The following is a 20,821-nucleotide window of genomic DNA, read 5'->3' as shown; positions in this document are numbered from 1 at the left end:
ATATCAACATTTATTGTTTAAAGAGTTATGGCATTAATCGAATTTACAAAAAGAGGCATTTACTGTAAGCAAGGCGATTTTTACGTAGACCCTTGGTGGCCTGTAGATTATGCCGTAACCACTCATGGGCACAGCGACCATGTACGCTTTGGCAACAAACATTACCTCTGCCATACGCTAACAAAGCCAATAATCAAACGCAGAATTAGCGAAGATTTAGATGTAGAAACCCTTAATTATGGCGAAAGTATTGTTCGAAATGGCGTAAATATTTCGTTTTTTCCTGCCGGGCATATCATTGGTTCAGCGCAAGTTAGGTTAGAATACAAAGGCGAAATCTGTGTGATTTCTGGCGATTATAAAACAGAAGATGATGGCATTAGCGATGTTTTTGAACCTGTAAAATGCCATTCATTTGTTTCAGAAAGCACTTTTGGTTTACCAGTTTACAAATGGCAAAAACAAGATATCGTATTTGATAAAATAAAAAGTTGGGTTGGCGACAATATTCCTCAACAAAAAACAAGTGTATTAATTGCATATAGTTTAGGCAAAGCACAGCGTTTGATTAAAAACCTGGCGGGCGATGTCCCGATTTACGTTCATAACAGCATTGCAAACCTAAACGAAGTGATTATAAATGCAGGTGTAAATTTACCAGAAACGATTAGGATTACACCAGAAACCACCAAAGATGAATTACAGAAAGGCATTGTAATTGTACCACCAGCAATGCGTGATAGCCGTTGGATTAAAAATTTATCACATCCGGTTACGGGCATTTGTTCGGGTTGGATGCAAGTACGGGCACATCGTCGCTGGCAAAGTGCCGATGCGGGTTTTGCACTTAGCGACCATGCCGATTGGCCAGGCTTAATGGATGCGATTACAGCGACCGGAGCTGAGAAAGTTTATGTTACGCATGGTTTTACAGCTGCATTCAGTAGGTTTTTAAATGATGAGGGAATTGAATCGGAAGAAGTAATGACCAAGTTCGGGCAGGAAGATGATGAAGAAAACAAAGTTGATTTAGCAGAAGCAGAAAATCAGAATTCTGAAACCAATAAGCAGATATCAGAATGAAAAAGTTTGCTAAATTGATACAAAAGCTCGAACAGAGCAATAAAACCAATGATAAAATCGCGGCATTGGTAGATTATTTTAATTATGCTGATGACAAAGATAAAGTTTGGGTAATTGCATTGTTTACAGGCAAAAAACCTAAACGTCCAATAAAATCTGCCCTCATTAAATATTGGGCAATTGATATTACCCAAACGCCAGAATGGCTATTTTCTGAAAGTTATTCGAACGTTGGCGATTTAAGTGAAACCATTGCCCTGCTCCTGCCGCCTGCCGAAAACACTTCTGATTTTCAATTACATAAATGGATTGAAGATTTACATGATTTAGAAGGAAAGGATGATGAAACGAAAAAGAACTTCATCTTAAATGCCTGGAATACACTCGAAACACAAGAACGTTTTATTTTCAATAAACTCATTTCCGGAAATTTCAGAATCGGGGTTTCCAATAAAATGCTGGTGAACGCATTGGCAAAACAAAGTAGTTTAGATAGTGCACAAATTATGCACAGCATTATGGGTAAATGGAACCCATACGAAATCACTTTTGCCGAATTGATTAACGGAACGCATGTAAATACCGATAATTCATGGCCTTACCCCTTTTGCCTGGCTTATGCGTTAGAACAAGAAACCGAAAAACTTGGCGATATTTCAGAATGGCAGGCCGAATGGAAATGGGACGGTATTCGCGGACAAATTGTAAAGCGTAATGGCGAATTATTTATCTGGAGCCGCGGAGAGGAATTGGTTACCGAACAGTTCCCAGAATTACATTTCTTAATTGATATTTTACCTGATGGTGTGGTTTTAGATGGCGAAATATTAGCCGTTCAGGATAAACAGGTTTTATCATTTAGTACTTTGCAGCAACGTTTAAATCGTAAAACGATAAATAAAAAACAACTTGAAGATGCACCGATTGGTTTCTTCGTTTACGATATTTTAGAGTTCGAAACCAACGATTTTCGGGAGCAACCACTTAGCGAAAGACGAAAAATATTAGAGCAACTCATTGGTAATTTAGAGGAAAGTGTCGTTATCCTTTCGCCTGTTATTCATTGCAAAACCTGGGAAGAATTGGCAGAATTAAGACAAACCTCACGCTCCATTAACAGCGAGGGTATTATGCTTAAAAAACTAAGTTCCCATTATCATAGTGGCCGTAAACGTGGCGATTGGTGGAAATGGAAAATTAATCCTTACACTGTTGATGCCGTAATGATTTATGCTCAAAAAGGTAGTGGCCGTAGGGCAAACTTCTTTACCGATTATACTTTTGCAGTTCGCGATGGTGAAAATTTAGTAACGATTGCGAAGGCGTATTCGGGATTAACAGATAAAGAAATTAAAGAAGTAAATTCATTCGTAACCAGAAATTCGATTGAAAAATTTGGCCCGGTGCGTACAGTAAAACCTGAACTGGTTTTTGAAATTGCTTTTGAAGGCATTGCTGAAAGTAAGCGACATAAAGCTGGTTTAGCATTACGGTTTCCACGTATTTTGCGTTGGCGAAAGGATAAAAAAGCCTCAGAAATTAATACTCTTGAGGATTTGAGACAGTTGCTGGCATCAACGTTTATAAATGAGTAGTTTTTTTTGCGATTAGCATTCCCCTCTTTTAGAGGGGTGCCCGCAGGGCGGGGTGTTTATTTGTCTTAGCCAGACAGGCATTTTTCTTTTGAAAATTGCATAAAATTAATATGATTGACGTTGTTTTCAGGCGGTCGTCATTGCGAGGCACGAAGCAATCTTAATGCGATAAATTAGCTAAAGTTGTAGGATTGCTTCGTGCCTCGCAATGACGTAGAACTGACTAGATTTATTTTACTTAGGTTTACTTTGCTATTTAAACCCGACAGAAGCGATATACTTTTTAAAAGCAGAAGCTGCGAATAAACTGTATCTGCAACAGATGAAACAGAAGCTTCGTTCATCAACATTACAGAAGTTGTTTAAAAAGATATAGCGAATGGCGGGACTGATTTAACAGAAGAACCACTAAAATTGCTTTTCAAATAAAGATATTAGAAATTAAATGGACCAAACCAAAACCAAAGGTTATAAAAAGATAAAAACGTGGCTTAAAGCCAATAAGCGCAAGCCTTTTCAGTTTCAGGAAGATGCCTGGCAATATTATCTTGATGGTTATAGCGGTTTGGTTAATGCGCCTACAGGCTTCGGAAAAACATTTTCTTTGTTTTTGGCAGTGGTTATTGAGGCATTGAATGCTTCGGAGGCGAGCAATAAAAAAGCCAAAGACCGATTGCAATTAATCTGGATTACTCCTTTACGCTCTTTGGCGAAAGATTTGGCCAGGGCCATGCGAGAAACGTTGCTTGAGTTGGAGTTAGACTGGCATGTGGGCGTTCGGAATGGCGATACTTCGCAGGCAGAGAAACTGCAGCAAAAGAAATCGATGCCTGAAATTTTATTGATTACACCCGAAAGTCTGCATCTTTTATTAGCTCAGAAAGGCTCATCAACTTTATTTAAAAACTTAAAATGCGTTGTTGCCGATGAGTGGCATGAACTTTTAGGCAGCAAACGAGGTGTTTTGGTAGAACTTGCCGTTTCCAGAATAAAAGGCTTACAAAAGTTAGAGAAAGAACAATTCTTACGAGTTTGGGGAATTTCGGCAACCATTGGTAATATTGAAGAAGCTTTAGATGTTTTAGAACCCAACGAAGAAGCCAAAAGAATTATTGTTAAGGCTGATTTAGAAAAGAAAATCATCATTAAATCCATCTTGCCAGATGATATCGAAACCTTGCCATGGGCTGGTCATTTGGGTTTAAAATTGGCTTACAAACTGCTGCCTATTATTGAGAAAAGCAAAACTACCTTAATTTTCATCAACACCCGTGGACAATCGGAAATGTGGTATCAGCATTTGCTGAACATTGAACCAGATTTAGCCGGGAGAATTGCCATCCATCATGGCTCTATAGATTTCGAGTTGCGAAACTGGATAGAAGATGCGCTGCACACTGGTCAGTTAAAGGCGGTTATTGCGACCTCATCGTTAGATTTAGGTGTAGATTTTAAACCTGTAGATACGGTTGTGCAAGTGGGTTCGCCAAAAGGTGTGGCCAGGTTTTTACAACGGGCGGGTCGTTCGGGGCACTCACCTCACGAGGTTTCAAAAATTTATTTCTTGCCTACTCATGCTTTGGAGTTGGTAGAGGCTGCCGCTATTAAGGAAGCCGCAAAAACGAATAACATCGAAAGCCGGGAACCTTTCATTATGGTTTTCGATTTGCTTGTTCAGTATTTGGTTACGCTTGCCATTGGCGATGGTTTTGATGATAAAATCATCTACGAAGAAATTAAAAACACCCATGCTTTTAAACTGATTTTGCCAGAAGAATGGACATGGGTGATGCAATTTATTACTTCAGGTGGCGATAGTTTAGGCGCTTATAATGAGTTTAAAAAGGTAACAAAAGATGAAGATGGACTTTGGAAAGTGAAAAGCCGGCAGTTGGCCATGCGCCACCGTTTGCATATCGGCACAATTGTAAGCGATGCCATGCTGAAAGTTAAATTTCTTTCTGGCGGTTACATTGGTATGGTTGAAGAATATTTCGTTACCCGCTTAAAAGCTGGCGATAATTTCCGTTTGGCCGGCAGGGTTTTAGAGTTTATCCATGTAAAGGATATGACGGTTATTGTGCGTGTGAGTAAACAATCAAACGCCATTTCGCCAAGTTGGAATGGTGGCCGATTGCCGCTATCATCTAATCTAGGTTCAGTTTTGCGCAAAAAATATAACGAAGCGTTGGATAAAACCCATCAGGATGAGGAGTTAGATGTGGTTTATCCATTGTTTTTATTGCAACAGCAACGCTCCCATGTTCCAAGAAACGACGAGTTATTAATTGAATTGATTAACAATAAAGAGGGTTTTCATTTATTCGCTTATCCTTTTGAGGGAAGATTGGTGCATGAGGTTTTGGCCGCTTTAGTGGCTTATCGATTGAGTAAATTGTTGCCGATTAGTTTCTCTATCGCCATGAACGATTACGGTTTTGAACTACTTAGCGATATCGAAATTCCAATGGACGAATCGATTGCTTATGAAGTTTTTTCACCCAAAAACCTAACAGAGGATATTACTTTGAGTATCAACTCTACTGAAATGGCAAGACGGAAATTCCGTGATATTGCCTGTATTTCTGGTTTGGTTTTTCAAGGTTATCCCGGAAAATATGTGGCGAATAAACACCTCCAGTCATCCGCAGGTTTATTTTTTAATGTTTTTAGCGATTACGACAAACATAATTTACTTTTGCGCCAGGCGTACGATGAAGTTTTTTATCAGCAATTGGAAGAACCAAGATTAGCCGCTGCTTTAGAGCGAATTCAAAACGGAGCGGTTGTAATTACCAATCCTAAAAGTTTTACGCCGCTATCTTTCCCAATTAAAGTTGATAGCTTGCGGGAAAATATGAGTTCGGAAGAATTGGAACAGCGAATTGCAAGAATGAAAGCGGAATCGGAGAAATTTAAATAGCAGTTTTTAACCATATAAGGCGTTTAAGAAAATATAAGATAAAGCACACAACTTAGATGTACTTATATTCCTTAGATGGTAAATTTTACAAAGAATAATTAATGACCATTACAAGCCACGGAGAAGAACTGATTTTAGATAAAGAAAGGGCTTTATACTTACCACAGCATCAACTTTTAGCCATCAGCGATTTGCATTTGGGCAAATCTGCGCACTTTCGTTCGGCTGGCGTTCAGGTGCCATCAACAATTGCACAGAACGATTTGCATCGCTTGGGGCTACTCATCAAAAAATACAATCCTAAAACTTTATTAATTAATGGCGACATGTTTCATCATGGCTTAAACACCGATATTGATGAATTTTCGGAGTGGAGAACCCGTTATGCAGAACTTCAATTTTTATTGGTTAAAGGCAATCACGATAGGTTGGCGAATGCCGATTACGCATCCATGCAGATTGATATCCACGAACCGAGTTATTGCCTCGGTCCTTTCTGTTTCATTCACGATGCGCCAAAATGCACTGAAGAAGAACTGTATCCAATTAGCGGGCACATACATCCCGGCGTTACCATTGTTGGAAAAGCTAAGCAGCGTTTAAAGTTTCCCTGCTTTTATTTCGGAAAAGAATATGCGGTTTTGCCGGCATTTAGCACGTTTACGGGCCTGTATAATATCTACCCAAAAACAAATGAACAGATATTTGCCGTTACACCAAATAGCGTTTTAGAAGTTTAATTTTATTTGAAGAGCAAGTTAGAAGCATCAATTACCGTTACTCCTGCTTTCACTTCAAGTCCGCCCGATACACAAATCCCCCACAATCGGGCTTTCCGTTCAATCAGGTCTATTTAACTTCTGTCTGATTAAATTGGTCAAAATCAAGCGAACGAATCAATAATTTGCTTTAACTGTGAAGCTTGTAAAACACCACTTTGTCGCCAAACTTGTTTGCCTTGTTTAAATATCATTAAAGTTGGAACGCTTTGTACATTATAAGCAGATGCAGCAGCCTGGTTTTTATCAATATCAACCTTGATAATCGAAACTGAATCGCCAACCTGCGATTTCAATTGCTCCAGAATGGGTTTCATCATTTTGCAAGGACCACACCATTCGGCAAAGAAATCTACCAAAACCGGTTTATCGCCATTAATTAATTCTGAAAACTTAGCCATGTCTTTAGTCTTTAGTCTTTAGTCAAAAAACAGATAACAAGCAATTTGGTTTTTGAAAAATCAAGTGCTTCTAATTTCAATAATTACCATTAAACGTTGTCACGTTGAGCTTGTCGAAACGCATTTAATCATTTTTACAAGTCCTTCTACAAGCTCAGGATGACACTATCTTAAATTTAAATCTCTCTATTAAAATCCCAATTTTCTAAATAATCAGCTACACGTCTAACAAACATTCCACCTAAAGAACCATCAACAACTCTATGGTCGTATGATAAAGAAAGAAACATCATATGGCGAATGGCAATCACATCACCATGTTCGGTTTCTAAAACAGCAGGTTTCTTTTTAATGGCACCAACAGCTAAAATAGCTACCTGAGGTTGATTGATAATTGGCGTACCCATTACGTTTCCAAAAGAACCAACGTTGGTTAATGTGAATGTTCCGCCTTGGGTTTCATCTGGTTTAAGCTTCAAATTTCTAGCTCTTCCAGCCAAATCATTTACAGCTTTAGTCAAACCTACTAGATTTAACTGGTCGGCATTTTTAATTACCGGAACAATTAAATTCCCGCTTGGCAAAGCAGCAGCCATACCGATATTAATATTACTTTTCTTAATAATTTGAGTTCCGTTAACCGAAACGTTAATCATCGGAAAATCTTTAATTGCTTTTGCAACGGCTTCAACAAAAATCGGTGTGAAAGTGATTTTCTCATTTTCACGTTTTTCGAAACTGTTTTTTACTTTGTTGCGCCATAAAACCAAATTGGTTACATCGGCTTCCACAAAAGAAGTTACATGCGGAGAAGTGCTTTTACTCATTACCATATGGTCGGCAATAAGTTTGCGCATTCTATCCATTTCAATAATTTCATCGCCACCAGAAACTGATGTTGTTGAAGTTTTGCTTACTGTTGGAGTTGGTGCCGGAGTAGAAACAGGTTTAGCCTCAACAATTGGTTCAACCCTTTCTTGTGGAGTACTAACTGGATTACCTCCTGTTTTATTCGAAATATAATTTAATAAATCATCCTTATTTAAACGGCCATCAGCTCCAGAACCTTTTATAGAATCAAGTTCGGATAATGAAATATTTTCTTGTGCAGCAATACTTTTTACCAATGGAGAATAAAAACGTTCAGAAGACGAAAAATCAGCTTGCACAACAGGTTTTTCTTCAGGAAGCTGTTCAATACCTGGAATAGTTTCAGGTTTCTCCTCTACAACGGGAGCAGAAACTGGTGTTTCCTCTTTTACAACTTCACTTCCACCTTCAGTTTCAATTATCGCAATTACATCGCCAACCTGTGCAACATCATTTTCCTGAAACAATTGTTTAATTAATTTACCAGCAACCGGAGATGGAACTTCAGAATCAACTTTATCAGTTGCAATTTCCAATATGGTATCATCTAAGTCGATTGAATCTCCTGGTTGTTTTACCCATTTAATTACCGTTGCTTCTGCAACGCTCTCTCCCATTTTTGGTAACAATAATTCGTATTGAGCCATATTAAATTACAGTATATTATATTGGTATTGCGACAAAAATACAGATTTTATTTGTTCAACTCTTCTTCCTTAAGTAGATTTAATAGCATTGTTAATGCTGATGCTGCCGAACGCTCTATGTTTTGAAGACGTTTGTTACTGAAAGTAAACACTTTAGCTACCGTTTTATTTTTTGATGAAATGGCAATCCAAACTGTTCCAACAGGTTTATCTTCAGTTCCACCATCTGGTCCGGCAATTCCACTAACTGCAATTGCATAATCTGTTTTAAAGTGATTAAGCGCACCTTCGGCCATTTCGACTATTGTTTCTTCGCTTACTGCACCAAACGTAGTTAAAGTACTTTCCTTAACACCTAAAATAGATTCTTTTAATTCATAAGCGTATGCAACTGCTCCGCCCCGATAAACCGAAGAACAACCCGGATGTTGCGTAATTAAGTGCGCTATATAACCACCTGTACAACTTTCTGCTGTAGATAAAGTTAACTTACGTTCCTTCATCATATTCAGAATTGCTTTTTCTAGCGGAATATCTTCATCAATCACAACAAACTTTTCAACCTTAACAATAATTTGTTTAGCGTAAATTTCTACCTCAGTTTTTAAAGCATTTTCATCATCGCCTTTGGCAGATAAACGCAAACGCACCTGACCAAGTTTTGGTAAATAAGCCAGTTTGATGTGTGGAGGCAAACTATCTTCAATTTCCTCAATTTCTTTAGCCAGAAATGATTCGCCAATATTTACAGTAAGGATTGTTTTATGAACAATTGATGGAAGTTTAAACCTGGATTTTATTCTTGGAAGAATTTCATCATCCATCAAATACATCATTTCATAAGGAACACCTGGCATCGATATAAAAATCCTATCGTTCTGTTCAAACCACATACAAGGCGCTGTTCCGTTTCGATTTACAATCACTTCGCAACCATCAGGTACATCAGCTTGCTGAATATTAATATCTAGTAACGGTCGATTAAATTTCTTAAAAATAGAAGCCACCATATCCAGTGCACCTTCATCTCTACGAAAACCCATTCCAAAATATTTTGCCAGTGTTTTCTTGGTGATGTCATCTTTAGTTGGGCCTAAACCGCCAGTAATCAAAATGATGTCAGCACGTTTTTCAGCATCTGCCAAAGCTGATAAAATATGTTGTTCGTCATCAGAAACTGAAGTAATTTGTTTAACAGAAACACCAATCAAATTAAGTTCCTTCGCCATCCAGGCCGAATTGGTATCCACAATCTGGCCGATTAAAATTTCATCCCCAATGGTAATAATCTCTGCTAACATAATTTATTGGTAGGTATTGTAGAAACCTGATCTTTTGCTCAGTTTTAAATCTTGAAGAATAGATGCTTTAACCCTGATATTTACAGAATAACTTTTATAAGCGCCATAAGGAACCCAAGATATATTCATATCCCAGCAATGCAAATCTCTGTAAATGGCAAGTTGCATTGGTGCTAAACCTTTGTTTTTAAAATCGTAACCAGAATTAAAGGTAAACTTCCATTTTGGTGTTAGATTAAAATCTCCATTAAAATTTAAAGTATTAGTTATTGTAGTTTGTCCAAGAATGTTTGAATAATCAAATCGATATTGAAATCCAAAATTCCATGGAATATTGAAATCGACAAATGCATTTGGATCGCGGTTAAGCGCATTTAACTGCTCCGATTGCAAAGGTGTCATCCCTTGTTTCTCAATTTGGTTTTTAGTTGCATCGTAAGCTTCATTCTTACGCTTAAATGCATCAGGATTCAAACTATAATCAAACGAAAATCCAATGTTCTCTAATCTTGGAAAATATTTACCGCCTTGCCAAAAATATCTTCTATCTTCTAATATTATCCTACTACCATCTCCACCAATCGAATCGCGAAGCAAGTATGGATTAAACCTACCATTATAAGTTATACCCAACTTATCGGTAAACTGAGAACGGCCACTAAAACTTATATCAGATAGTTTTCTGGTTGTTGCAAGAAAGTTATAAGAACCATTAAAAGTTAAACCTTGAATAATTGGTATTTTCTTCTCTCCTGAACCAGTTGTATCTTTTTTTGAACGAACCTTTAGTTCAGTAGTATTATCTAAGATAAACCCAATTGCGGCCTGCCTGCCGGAAAATGAACCCGGAAATGCGCTATTTTCAAATACAGAGTATGTTAGTCTTCTCCCAGTATTTGGGTCTGTAATAAAACTTCCGTTCTGGTTAATTGCTTCTTTGTATATACCTCTAGATGGATCTGTAAAATCTGGTGAATACGTAAAGCTAACTGAAGGTGTCATTACATGGCGTAATTGCTTCAAATTACCTAAATTTTTAAACTCTTTAGTTTTACCGTAAATTTTGGTTGTTAAACTGGTTGATAAATTATAACTCCCACCACGTTTAAATCCTGTAATTGTATCTTGCCTTGATGTGTAAGTGCCGTCTGAAAAAGTTGTATATCTTTTATTAATTGTTTGAAAGTTCCAAACCTCGTTATAAGTACCGCCTAACGTAAAATTTAAATACTTTAAGGCTGTAAAGTTCATACTAATCGGGATGTTATGACTTAAACCACTTTTTAATGCCCTTAAACCTTTTGGAGTAAATAATACACTATCATTTGTTGTGATGTTATTATTACCCTGTAAACTATAACCAACTGTAATTTTCTGATACCATTTTTGCTCTCCACTTCTATTCTTTGAATCGAACGGACTAATGGTTGACATGTTTAAGTTAAAAGTTGGCAATTGCAAAGCTATTTCACCAGAACTGAATGTTTGCTGTGCATTTAAAGCTGTACTAAAATTAAACAAACCGCCTGCCAAAACCTTTGAATATGCAATACTGCTGTTTGAACTATTATTTGCAATAGCACCCAAATCATAAGTTTGGTTTGCTGCAGTTGATTTATAATATGTACTCGAGCTTAAATTTACACTTGCACTAAAGGTACTGCCGGGACTGGCATTTGGATTCTGACTGTGTGACCAACCAATCCGGAAATCTTTACCTATGTTTTCTTGTCCCTGAATACCATTCCTGGTACTGGCATAATGCGTAGTAATGCTTCCGTTATATTTGTAGCGTTTAATGTAATTTGTATTTAAGGAAGCTTCATAGGAACCATTTGTGTAAATAGAGCCCATTATTTTGGCATCCCAATAATCACTCAAACCAATATAATAACCAGCATTTTGAAGAAAAAACCCACGGGTTGCATCTTCACCTGGCGTAGGTAACATAATGCCAGATGTACGCTTGTTTTGCTTCGGGAAAAATGCAAATGGCAACGCAAAAGGTGTTGGTACATCCTCAATTATCATATAAGTTGGCCCGGTGATGATTTGTTTTTCTGTCGCAATACCCTTACTAATCATTAATCCAAAATGTGGATGTGGGAGATTACAAGTGCTGTACATCATATTTTTGATGTGCAATTCATTATCAGGCTGCTTTTTACTTTGCCCTCCTGAGAAAAAACCATCATCTTGCTGAGAGAAAACGCCAAATACTTTTGCTTTAGTTGTTGCAGAGTTATAATAAAGCGAATCGGCAATTGCAGAACCGTCAGTACCGGATTTAAAAATTGGGCGACCTACATACCTTTTCGTTTTCGGATTCGTACTTCCTCTGGCAAAAATTAAATTATTCTTTTGGTCGTAACGGATGTAATCTGCATCCAGTTCAAAATCGCCATAAATTACTCTGGCGTTTCCGTACATATAAATAATACTTTCGTCTTTGCTAAACCTAACTGAATCGTCTGCTTTATATTCAATTTTTTGATCGAGATCGCTATTATTTTTTGTTTTTACTTTTGATGTATCACGCTTTGAAGTATCTTGTTGAACCACCTGTTGCAATGAAAAAGCGGAATATGCGTTAGCTTTATTAACGGTTAGTGTTAATAAAATGACAGAAATTAGTAAAATAGAGTTGCTAAGGAGTTTCAAATTCGTATTTGAATGTTATTTTTGCACAAATGTTTAATCAAAAACGTTCAAAATTAGTGAAAAATATACCATTGATGTATCTTAAAAACCTTTTAACATTTATTATTTGCTTAACAGTATTCAATTCGATTGATAATCAAGCATTTGCGCAAGAATATAAAATTAAAACAATTGTAATTGATGCCGGACACGGAGGCAAAGATGGAGCAACACATGGCATTTATTCTAAAGAAAAAGATGTTGCTTTAAAAACTGCTTTAAACCTGGGCAAAGCTTTGCAAGACAGTATTAAAGATATTAAAGTTATTTACACCCGAGAAACCGATGTATTCATTCCACTTTATGAGCGAATAAATATTGCTAACAATGCTAAAGCAGATTTATTTATCTCAATCCACTTAAATGATATGCCGGTACGAGTTTCCAGAGTTGTTGACTACTACAAAAAAGTTAAAGGCAGAAAAGTTCCTGTTTATCGTACAATAACTTCTAAAAGTACATCAACAAGAGGAACAGAAACTTTTGTATCTGGTACAGGTAGATTAAGTGAGCAAGATGAAGTTATAAAACGTGAGAATGCATCTATGTTTTTGGAAGATAACTATCAAAAAAACTATGAAGGTTTTATTGCGAACACTCCAGAAAACGATATAATGTTATCATTAATGAAACAAACTAACCGTGATAGGAGTTTAAAGTTTGCTTCTATGATTCAACAAGAGTATGTTGCTGCAGGTAGAATTAATCGTGGTGTACAGGAAAAAAGCCTTGCGGTTTTAGCAAGAGCAGCAATGCCTGCTGTTTTAACAGAAATTGGTTTTGTTAGTAATCCTGATGAAGAAGACTACATGAATTCGCCTGAAGGGCAGGCAGAAATTGTAAACGGAATAATAAAAGCAATTAAAAATTATAAACGTTTAGCCGAAACATCGTTTTAACAAAGTAAAATGAGGATAAAACTTCTACTATTAATCTGCTTATTTAGTTCTGTTACTCAGCTTCAAGAAGTTTTTGCTCAGGGATATAAAATAAAAACTATAGTTATCGATCCTGGTCACGGTGGCAGAAAACCTGGTGCATCTGGAAAGGTATCTAAAGAAAAAGATATTGCGTTAAAAGTTGCGTTAAAATTGGGTGCAAAACTTAAAGAGGATTTGCCTGATATTAAAGTGATTTTTACCCGAAAAACTGATATAGATGTTGATTTATATCGTAGAGCAGAAATTGCTAATGAAGCAAATGCTGATTTATTTATCTCTATACATTGTAATTCCATGCCGCCCGGCAATAAACACATTAAGGGAGTAGAAACATTAGTTGCAGGTTCACATCGATTAAAAGAACAGGATGCAGCCATTAGGGAAAATGCTGATATAAAACTTGAAAAGAATTATAAAAGCAAATACGACGGTTACGACCCGAACAATCCAGGTACATTTATCCTGATGTCTTTATTAAAAAATACCTTCCGTGATAAAAGCATTAAATTTGCAAAACTTATACAAAACAGCTACATAAGCAGAGATGAACGAGCAAGCAGAGGTGTAAAAGAACAAGGATTATTAGTTTTGCAACGTTGTGGAATGCCGGCGGTATTAACGGAAGTTGGATTTATATCTAACACAGAAGAAGAAAAATACATTAACTCTTCAAATGGACAGGATGAAATTGCAAGTTCTATTTTTGCCGCAATAAAAACATACAAGAAAAATATTGAAGTGAAATAATTGGCACAAAAAATGGTAGTTAATTATTAAATAACAAATAAAATAACATATTCCAAACAAAAACATTAGTGCAAACATTATGTATTATAAATACCTTTGCATTAAATTATAAATATAGCGCTCTGTCAAATTTTAATAATGGATATTAACTTTTGCAGCCCCTAAATAAGAACACATGAAAATTAAGAACGAAACCAAAGTAGGTATTTTAGCTGCATTTGCCATTGCTTTACTAATTATTGGATATAACTTTTTAAAAGGAAACTCAATTTTTTCTAGCGAGACTACTCTATTTGCAAGATATACCAGAGTTGATGGTTTAACAGTTTCTAAACCTGTTTTAATTAATGGTTATCAAATTGGTCGCGTCGCTAAGCTTCAGCTAGAGCAAGGTGGAACAATCTTAGCTACATTAAGCATAAATAGTAAGTATGATATTCCGGAAAACAGTATTGCTCGTTTAGAAGGTACTGATTTATTAGGTAGCAAAGCAATTGTAATGTCGTTAGGTGATTCTAAAAAAATGGCTGAAGATGGTTTTACGCTTAATGCGAATGTAGAGAAAGGCTTAATGGAACAAGTTCAGCCGGTTCAAAAAAAGGCAGAACTTATCATCGGAAAAATGGATTCAATTTTAAGCAGTGTAAATTCAATTCTAAATCCAAATTTTCAAAAGAATGTTGATAAAAGCTTTAGCAGCATCGCTGGCACATTGGCATCGTTAGAAACAACATCTAAAAAAGTTGATGGTTTAGTTGGTTCTGAAAGCGCCCGTATTGAAGCTATTTTTAAAAATGTTGAAGGTATAACAGCCAACTTAAATAACAATAACAAGAAAATCAGCGACATTCTAACCAACATCAATACGGTTACGGATAAGTTCGCAGCAGCTAATTTTAAACAAACTTTAGATAATGCAAATAATGCTATTGCTGATTTACAGAGCGTAATCTCTGGCATTAAAGATGGAAAAGGTAGCTTAGGTTTATTATTGAATGATGATAAAATGTACAACAACCTAAATAATGCATCTAAAAACTTAGATGAGTTAATGATTGATTTAAAAGCTAACCCGAAACGTTACGTACACTTCTCAGTATTTGGTGGTGGCAACAAAAAAGACAAGTAATAATTAATTTGACATATAAGAAAAGCCTTGTTATTATTAATAGCAAGGCTTTTTTATTGCCACAACTTTTTAAAAACTTGTAGCAAGATTTATATATTTTTAAAATTTACAGTTGAAAAGTTTTGCCTTCAACAGCAAGTTCAGTGTTTTCAAAAACTGATTGCGTTTCTTCTAAAAGCATTTGTAGAGTTTTGTAACGAGAAGAAAAATGACCTATAATTAGTTTTTTAGCCCCGTTAATTTTAGCAACTTCGCCAGCTTGTAAAGCCGTTGTGTGATGTGTTTCGTTTGCTCTATCTAAAAGATCGTGAGTAAAAGTTGCTTCGTGGTAAAGGGTATCGCAGTTTTTTATCGATTCAAAATACCTTTCATCGTAAAGCGTATCAGAACAATATGCATAGCAACGTGGGTCATCAGCAGCAGTTGTATAGTCTTCGCTCTTAACGATATCACCATTTGGAAGTTCAACATCAATTCCTTTTTTTAAGGCTGTGTAATAAGCCATTGGAATTTCTTCTGCTTTATCTTTAATTAATTTCCGCTGACGTTGTTTTTGCTGAAACACAAAACCTGTAGTTGGAATCCGATGATTTAAAATGATAGTTTTTACTATCAAATCACTGTTTTCGAAAATCTGTGTCGGTTGGTCAGTATCTATTGGAAAAAATTCAATTGGATATCTTAAAGTAGTATCAGAGTATTTGAACTGAATTTCTAAAATTTCTAAAAGAGGCTTAGGTCCGAATATTTGCATTGGCTTAATACGACCATTTAAATGCAAGCTAGAGAGCAAACCAATTAATCCGAAATAATGGTCGCCATGTAAATGACTGATAAATATATGGTCAATTCTAGCTGCTTTTAAATTGAATTTAATGAGCTGTTGCTGGGTTCCTTCGCCACAATCTATTAAATAAAATTTTTCGTTACAATTTAAAAGCTGTGCCGATGGATTCCTGTTAAAAACCGGTGTTGCCGAACTGCTTCCAAGAATTGTAACTTCAAATTTCATAATTTTAAGATATAAAAAACCTCGTAGGTTATAGAAACTACGAGGCCCACTTTTTTTAATAAATATGTCGCTTATTTAGCGCCTCTAAATTCTTTTTCCAACTCATCCATGAAGATGAAATCAGTTGCTTCTTCTAATGTATTAACAAACGTTACTGATTGAAATATGTTTGACAATTCGATAATTGGCGCAATTTCATCATTAATTCCTGTAACGATAAATAATCCACCAGCAGACTTGCAAAGTCTATCACCTACTAAAAGGCTACTTAAATCTTGTGCATCATTACACTCTTTGATGTAGCTTAAATCAACTATAATATTCTTAAAACCTTCTGCATTAAGCAAATACAATTCTGATTTTAATCCTGGTGCATTATCGTTTGTAAACTTAGGTTCTTTCAACTTTAAGGTTACATATTTCTCGTGTTTATCTACCGAAAATTTCATCTCTTCTAATCTTTATTGCACTAATGTATAAAAATTTAAAGGGTTTCCAAAGCCTTTAAAACATTACTTTCGATACGATTAGAAATTGCATCAGCATCAGCTTTAATAAATTTTTCGCCAACAATCTTTTCGTATAACTCTATATATCGCTCAGATATTGAATTCACAATTTCTGGTGTCATTTCTGGAATAACCTGTCCATCCTTACCTTGAAAACCGTTTTCAATTAACCACTTTCTTACAAATTCTTTCGATAGTTGCTTTTGTGGCTCATCTGCATTTTGGCGTTCTTCGTAACCTTCAGCATAAAAATAGCGTGATGAATCTGGTGTATGAATTTCATCAATCAGGTAAATTACACCGTCGGCTTTGCCAAATTCGTATTTTGTATCAACTAAAATTAAACCACTTTTGGCGGCAATTTCAGTTCCACGCTGATATAAAGCAAATGTATATTCTTCTAATTTTTCGTAATCTGTTAAAGAAACAATTCCTTTCGCTAAGATATCTTCTTTTGAAATATCCTCGTCATGCCCAACTGATGCTTTTGTTGTCGGTGTGATGATTGGTTGAGGTAATTTATCGTTTTCTTTCAAACCATCAGGCAAAGAAACGCCACAAACAGAACGTTTACCTGCACTATATTCACGCCACGCATGACCAGCCAAATAACCTCTAATTACCATTTCGACTTTAAATGGTTCGCAAATACGACCAATGGTAACCATCGGGTCTGGAACATCTAAAACCCAGTTTGGAACGATATCCTGCGTAGCAGATAAAAATTTTGCAGCAATTTGATTTAAAACCTGTCCTTTAAATGGGATAGCTTCTGGTAAAACTACATCAAACGCAGAAATACGATCTGATACAACCATTACCATTAATTTATCGGCAATTGTGTAAACATCACGTACTTTACCTTTGTAAAAATTGCTCTGGTTTGGAAAATTGAAATTGGTTTCTTTTTGTGCTTTCATGAGGGCATAAAAATAGAAAAAAAAGTCGGAAAGTCCGAAGAAGGTTGACTGATGTTGGTAGGTTAAATAGGTAAATAAAAAACCTCGCAGTTTGTATCTACGAGGTTTAAATTAATGTAATTTGTTTAAAGCCTTTTTAAAAACTTCATGTGAAACTGTTCCAATGAATTCTTTTTTAACTTGAATATCTATTTTACCATCACTTTTGAATAGTTGAAGCCTGCCTTTAAAAAGATGTTCTTTATTATCTTCAGTAAATGAAAGTAGGTTTTTGAGCGTTTCCTTACCACAAACACATTCTTCATCATTCTTTAAAATAATTACCCTAATGGTATGAGGTAATTTCTCAAAAGAGAGCTTGAAATTATTATTTAATGAAATGTGGTTCATAAAAACCGTAACTCAATAACTAACTTGTTCGTCATGCTGAATTTATTTCAGCATCTTCATAGCTACTAAGACTCTGAAATGAATTCAGGGTGACGACCGTTTTTGCTTAATTTCTCTAACTATTGTATATCGCCATACGCTTTTAAGATATCTTTAACCAATTTATGGCGAACAACATCTTCTCCACTTAAGTAAATAATATCAATGCCTTTGATGTCTTCCAAAATCCTTAAACCGTTAAATAAGCCAGACATTTGTTTTTTAGGCAAATCGATTTGAGTAACATCGCCAGTAACAATAAATTTTGCTGTTGGTCCCATCCGTGTTAAAAACATTTTCAACTGCATATCAGTGGCGTTTTGTGCTTCATCTAAAATTACGAAGCAATTATCCAAAGTACGTCCACGCATAAAAGCTAAAGGAGCAATTTCGATGGTTCTGTTTTCGATGTAAAACTTCAACTTCTCAGCCGGAATCATATCATCCAAAGCGTCATAGAGCGGACGCAAGTATGGGTCGATTTTTTCTTTTAAATCACCAGGTAGAAAACCCAGGTTCTCTCCTGCTTCAACCGCAGGACGTGTTAATATGATGCGCTTTATTTCTTTGTTCTTTAAAGCTCGAACTGCCAAAGCTACTGCGGTGTAGGTTTTTCCAGTTCCGGCAGGGCCAATGGCAAAAAGAATATCGTTTTTAGCAATACTGCTTACCATTTTTCTTTGATTAGCTGTTCTTGCCTTTACCAATAATCCATTAGTACCGAAAACAATTACTTCGCCGCCGCCGCCAGTTGGTTGTTCAACATCTTTTTTTGCAACACCTGTAGCCTTTGCACCTAAAATAGATTCAACATCATTATTGGTTAAAGAACTGTATTTTTCTAAGTGCGCAACAAGCTGACTAAACTTTGCTTCGAATGCCTTAAGTTCCTGTTCATCACCGAGAACCTTTACCTCGCTCCCTCTCGCAACTAGTTTTAACTTCGCGAAAGCACCTTTAATCATTTCGTAATTCTCGTTATTTGCTCCCCAAAAGTGAGCCGGATTTACGGTATCCAGAGTTAATTTTAATTCGTTCAAACTAGAGTATTTTAAAAAGTTATCGGGGTATATTAATTAAAATTTGAATATTTGCAGACGCTTATGTCTTTACACAAGAATAAGCAATATTAATGAATTTTTAATGGGGATAATTACTTTAACAACAGATTTAGGTTCGAAAGATTTTTACCAGAGCGCCCTTAAAGGTAGTCTGTTAAGTCTTATGCCTAATGTTAATTTAGTGGATATTACCCATGAGGTTCCATCGTTTAATATTTCGTACGCTGCATTCGTTTTAAAAAACGCATACCCATACTTTCCAAAGAACACCGTTCACTTAATCGGTATTGATTCAGTTTATAGCGAAAACACGAAATACATTGCAGTTAAACATCGCGACCATTATTTTGTTGGTGCCGATAATGGTATTTTTTCTTTGTTATTTGATGATTTACCAGAGGATGTTGTGGAATTAAACATCATGCAAGATTTAAAATATCTTCACTTTCCTTTAGTTGATATTTTTGTGAAAGCAGCAACACATTTAGCAAAAGGTGGTAGATTAAAAGACATCGGATTACCTGTAGCAGAGATTGAACAAAAGATGCTTTTACACCCTGTTATCGAGCGAGATATCATCCGTGGAAGTGTGGTTTATATTGATACTTTTTGCAATGTAATTACCAACATTACTAAAGACCTTTTTACCCGAATTCAAAAAAATCGTGACTTTACTTTATACTTTAGAAAAAGTGAAACCATTACCCAATTAAGCTGGCATTACAATGAAGTTTCTGAAGGAGAAAAACTTTGTCTCTTTGGAATTAGTAACCATTTGGAGATTGCAATTAATAAAGGGAAAGCTAGTGGTTTATTGGGTTTGCACTTGGGTGATATTGTTAGGGTTGAGTTTCATCCTTAGGTGAGCTTAAAGACTAAAGCAGAAAGTTGAAAGCATAACGCTAGAAATTAACACCGTACTTACAATCAATCTAACGAGCCATGCATAGACGGTCGTCATTGCGAGGCACGAAGCAATCTTACAATTATGGGTTTAAATAGCGAAAGCTTTAAGATTGCTTCGTGCCTCGCAATGACGGATAGTAAAACAAAACAACTTCTATCCTTTCTACGTTTATATCAAATGAAGAAATATTTATACGCTCTTTCTATACTTTTCTCAAGTTTTTATGCTTCTGCACAGCAAGACACAATGGCTTATGCAGCTCAGAGAGTTAAGGTTAACACATTACTTGCTGAACGCAGTCAAAAATTTGGTCAGTATGATGAAAGTTTAAACCAGCGCACTGGGATTTTTGGCTGGCAAACAAAAAAAGACATTAAAAATTCTAATGAAATTCTCCGTCAGGTTGTTTTAACCGATAATAATATTTTTAAAGAGTTAAAAGTTTTGATGGATTATAAAGATTTGCAAAACGAACAAAAAGTAGCAGTAGCTGATAATTCTGAAGAAAAAATACAGAATTACATGCTTTCGATAAAAAAACTTCAAGACCAGAATGAGGATTTAAAAAGTGAAATAGCAAAGAAAAATAACGGTGGTTTATCAACCTATATTATTGTGTTTTTGCTCTTGGTTATGGCAGGCGGTTTTTACTTCTTCAATAAGAAATTAAAAAATTATGAAAAAAGGATTGTTTAAGATTTTGGCGAAGATAAATAAGGTTATTCTGCCAAGTTTATATAAAAAAGACCCAAGTAAGTTAACCAATATTCAAAAAGCAATTTTGGGTTATCGTTATTGGGTAACAACTAATGCTTTGGATTGATAAAGATGTCATGTTGAGCCTGTCGAAACACAGTTGTTCTTCGA

General features: G+C 35.8%; 19 protein-coding genes. 10 read left to right on the top strand and 9 right to left on the bottom strand.

Features of this window, described 5'->3' with window-relative positions; translation table 11 throughout:
• Positions 1-27 precede the first annotated feature (27 nt).
• The 4 genes from ACO05K_RS06210 (at position 28) to pdeM (ending at position 6,341) form a co-directional block, all read left to right on the top strand.
• Entirely contained in the window at positions 28-1,083 is a 1,056-nt protein-coding gene (locus ACO05K_RS06210; protein WP_421943587.1) for a ligase-associated DNA damage response exonuclease, read from the top strand.
• Complete coding sequence (locus ACO05K_RS06205; protein ID WP_421943586.1) at positions 1,080-2,678, top strand: ATP-dependent DNA ligase; 1,599 nt, start codon at positions 1,080-1,082, stop codon at positions 2,676-2,678. The genes ACO05K_RS06210 and ACO05K_RS06205 overlap by 4 nt, the downstream gene beginning before the upstream one ends.
• A gap of 445 nt (positions 2,679-3,123) precedes the next feature.
• On the top strand, positions 3,124-5,601 hold the full coding sequence (locus ACO05K_RS06200; RefSeq protein ID WP_421943585.1) for a ligase-associated DNA damage response DEXH box helicase: 2,478 nt from the start codon (positions 3,124-3,126) through the stop codon (positions 5,599-5,601).
• A gap of 101 nt (positions 5,602-5,702) precedes the next feature.
• Entirely contained in the window at positions 5,703-6,341 is a 639-nt protein-coding gene (pdeM, locus tag ACO05K_RS06195; protein WP_421943584.1) for a ligase-associated DNA damage response endonuclease PdeM, read from the top strand.
• 143 nt (positions 6,342-6,484) lie between these two features.
• Here the strand turns inward: pdeM and trxA are convergent, their stop codons facing one another.
• The 4 genes from trxA to ACO05K_RS06175 all read right to left on the bottom strand — a co-directional run bounded on the left by trxA (position 6,485) and on the right by ACO05K_RS06175 (position 12,260).
• Positions 6,485-6,781, bottom strand: coding sequence for a thioredoxin (gene trxA / locus ACO05K_RS06190; RefSeq protein ID WP_421943583.1), 297 nt, complete (start codon positions 6,779-6,781; stop codon positions 6,485-6,487).
• Positions 6,782-6,957: 176 nt separating this feature from the next.
• Positions 6,958-8,298: a dihydrolipoamide acetyltransferase family protein gene (locus tag ACO05K_RS06185; RefSeq protein WP_421943582.1), complete on the bottom strand. Its 1,341-nt coding sequence runs from the start codon at positions 8,296-8,298 to the stop codon at positions 6,958-6,960.
• 47 nt (positions 8,299-8,345) lie between these two features.
• On the bottom strand, positions 8,346-9,599 hold the full coding sequence (locus ACO05K_RS06180) for a competence/damage-inducible protein A (protein WP_421943581.1): 1,254 nt from the start codon (positions 9,597-9,599) through the stop codon (positions 8,346-8,348).
• A gap of 3 nt (positions 9,600-9,602) precedes the next feature.
• Positions 9,603-12,260: a putative LPS assembly protein LptD gene (locus ACO05K_RS06175; RefSeq protein WP_421943580.1), complete on the bottom strand. Its 2,658-nt coding sequence runs from the start codon at positions 12,258-12,260 to the stop codon at positions 9,603-9,605.
• A gap of 74 nt (positions 12,261-12,334) precedes the next feature.
• Between ACO05K_RS06175 and ACO05K_RS06170 the strand changes: the two genes are divergently transcribed.
• The 3 genes from ACO05K_RS06170 (at position 12,335) to ACO05K_RS06160 (ending at position 15,116) form a co-directional block, all read left to right on the top strand.
• Positions 12,335-13,198 carry an N-acetylmuramoyl-L-alanine amidase family protein gene (locus ACO05K_RS06170; protein ID WP_421946281.1) on the top strand — a complete coding sequence of 288 codons (864 nt, stop codon included), beginning with the start codon at positions 12,335-12,337 and terminating at the stop codon, positions 13,196-13,198.
• A gap of 9 nt (positions 13,199-13,207) precedes the next feature.
• Complete coding sequence (locus tag ACO05K_RS06165; RefSeq protein WP_421943579.1) at positions 13,208-13,987, top strand: N-acetylmuramoyl-L-alanine amidase family protein; 780 nt, start codon at positions 13,208-13,210, stop codon at positions 13,985-13,987.
• A 175-nt stretch (positions 13,988-14,162) separates the two neighbouring features.
• Positions 14,163-15,116, top strand: coding sequence for an MlaD family protein (locus tag ACO05K_RS06160; protein WP_421943578.1), 954 nt, complete (start codon positions 14,163-14,165; stop codon positions 15,114-15,116).
• Positions 15,117-15,222: 106 nt separating this feature from the next.
• Here the strand turns inward: ACO05K_RS06160 and ACO05K_RS06155 are convergent, their stop codons facing one another.
• The 5 genes from ACO05K_RS06155 to ACO05K_RS06135 form a co-directional block, all read right to left on the bottom strand.
• Entirely contained in the window at positions 15,223-16,128 is a 906-nt protein-coding gene (locus tag ACO05K_RS06155; protein ID WP_421943577.1) for a ribonuclease Z, read from the bottom strand.
• 71 nt (positions 16,129-16,199) lie between these two features.
• Positions 16,200-16,577, bottom strand: a complete 378-nt coding sequence (locus ACO05K_RS06150; RefSeq protein WP_421943576.1) for an STAS domain-containing protein — start codon at positions 16,575-16,577, stop codon at positions 16,200-16,202.
• A 35-nt stretch (positions 16,578-16,612) separates the two neighbouring features.
• Entirely contained in the window at positions 16,613-17,557 is a 945-nt protein-coding gene (locus ACO05K_RS06145; RefSeq protein ID WP_421943575.1) for a phosphoribosylaminoimidazolesuccinocarboxamide synthase, read from the bottom strand.
• A 111-nt stretch (positions 17,558-17,668) separates the two neighbouring features.
• Complete coding sequence (locus ACO05K_RS06140; RefSeq protein ID WP_421943574.1) at positions 17,669-17,947, bottom strand: hypothetical protein; 279 nt, start codon at positions 17,945-17,947, stop codon at positions 17,669-17,671.
• 119 nt (positions 17,948-18,066) lie between these two features.
• Positions 18,067-19,026, bottom strand: a complete 960-nt coding sequence (locus ACO05K_RS06135; protein WP_421943573.1) for a PhoH family protein — start codon at positions 19,024-19,026, stop codon at positions 18,067-18,069.
• A 103-nt stretch (positions 19,027-19,129) separates the two neighbouring features.
• Between ACO05K_RS06135 and ACO05K_RS06130 the strand changes: the two genes are divergently transcribed.
• The 3 genes from ACO05K_RS06130 to ACO05K_RS06120 all read left to right on the top strand — a co-directional run bounded on the left by ACO05K_RS06130 (position 19,130) and on the right by ACO05K_RS06120 (position 20,777).
• Positions 19,130-19,909, top strand: coding sequence for an SAM hydrolase/SAM-dependent halogenase family protein (locus ACO05K_RS06130; protein WP_421943572.1), 780 nt, complete (start codon positions 19,130-19,132; stop codon positions 19,907-19,909).
• Between the two features lie 126 nt (positions 19,910-20,035).
• Entirely contained in the window at positions 20,036-20,650 is a 615-nt protein-coding gene (locus tag ACO05K_RS06125; protein ID WP_421943571.1) for a hypothetical protein, read from the top strand.
• Positions 20,631-20,777, top strand: coding sequence for a hypothetical protein (locus ACO05K_RS06120; RefSeq protein WP_421943570.1), 147 nt, complete (start codon positions 20,631-20,633; stop codon positions 20,775-20,777). The genes ACO05K_RS06125 and ACO05K_RS06120 overlap by 20 nt, the downstream gene beginning before the upstream one ends.
• Positions 20,778-20,821 lie beyond the last annotated feature (44 nt).

This window comes from Pedobacter sp. (assembly GCF_965227205.1).
In the GTDB taxonomy this organism is placed as follows: domain Bacteria; phylum Bacteroidota; class Bacteroidia; order Sphingobacteriales; family Sphingobacteriaceae; genus Pedobacter.
The sequence above is the reverse complement of the archived record's forward strand: the minus strand, read 5'-3'. Positions and strand labels throughout refer to the sequence as shown.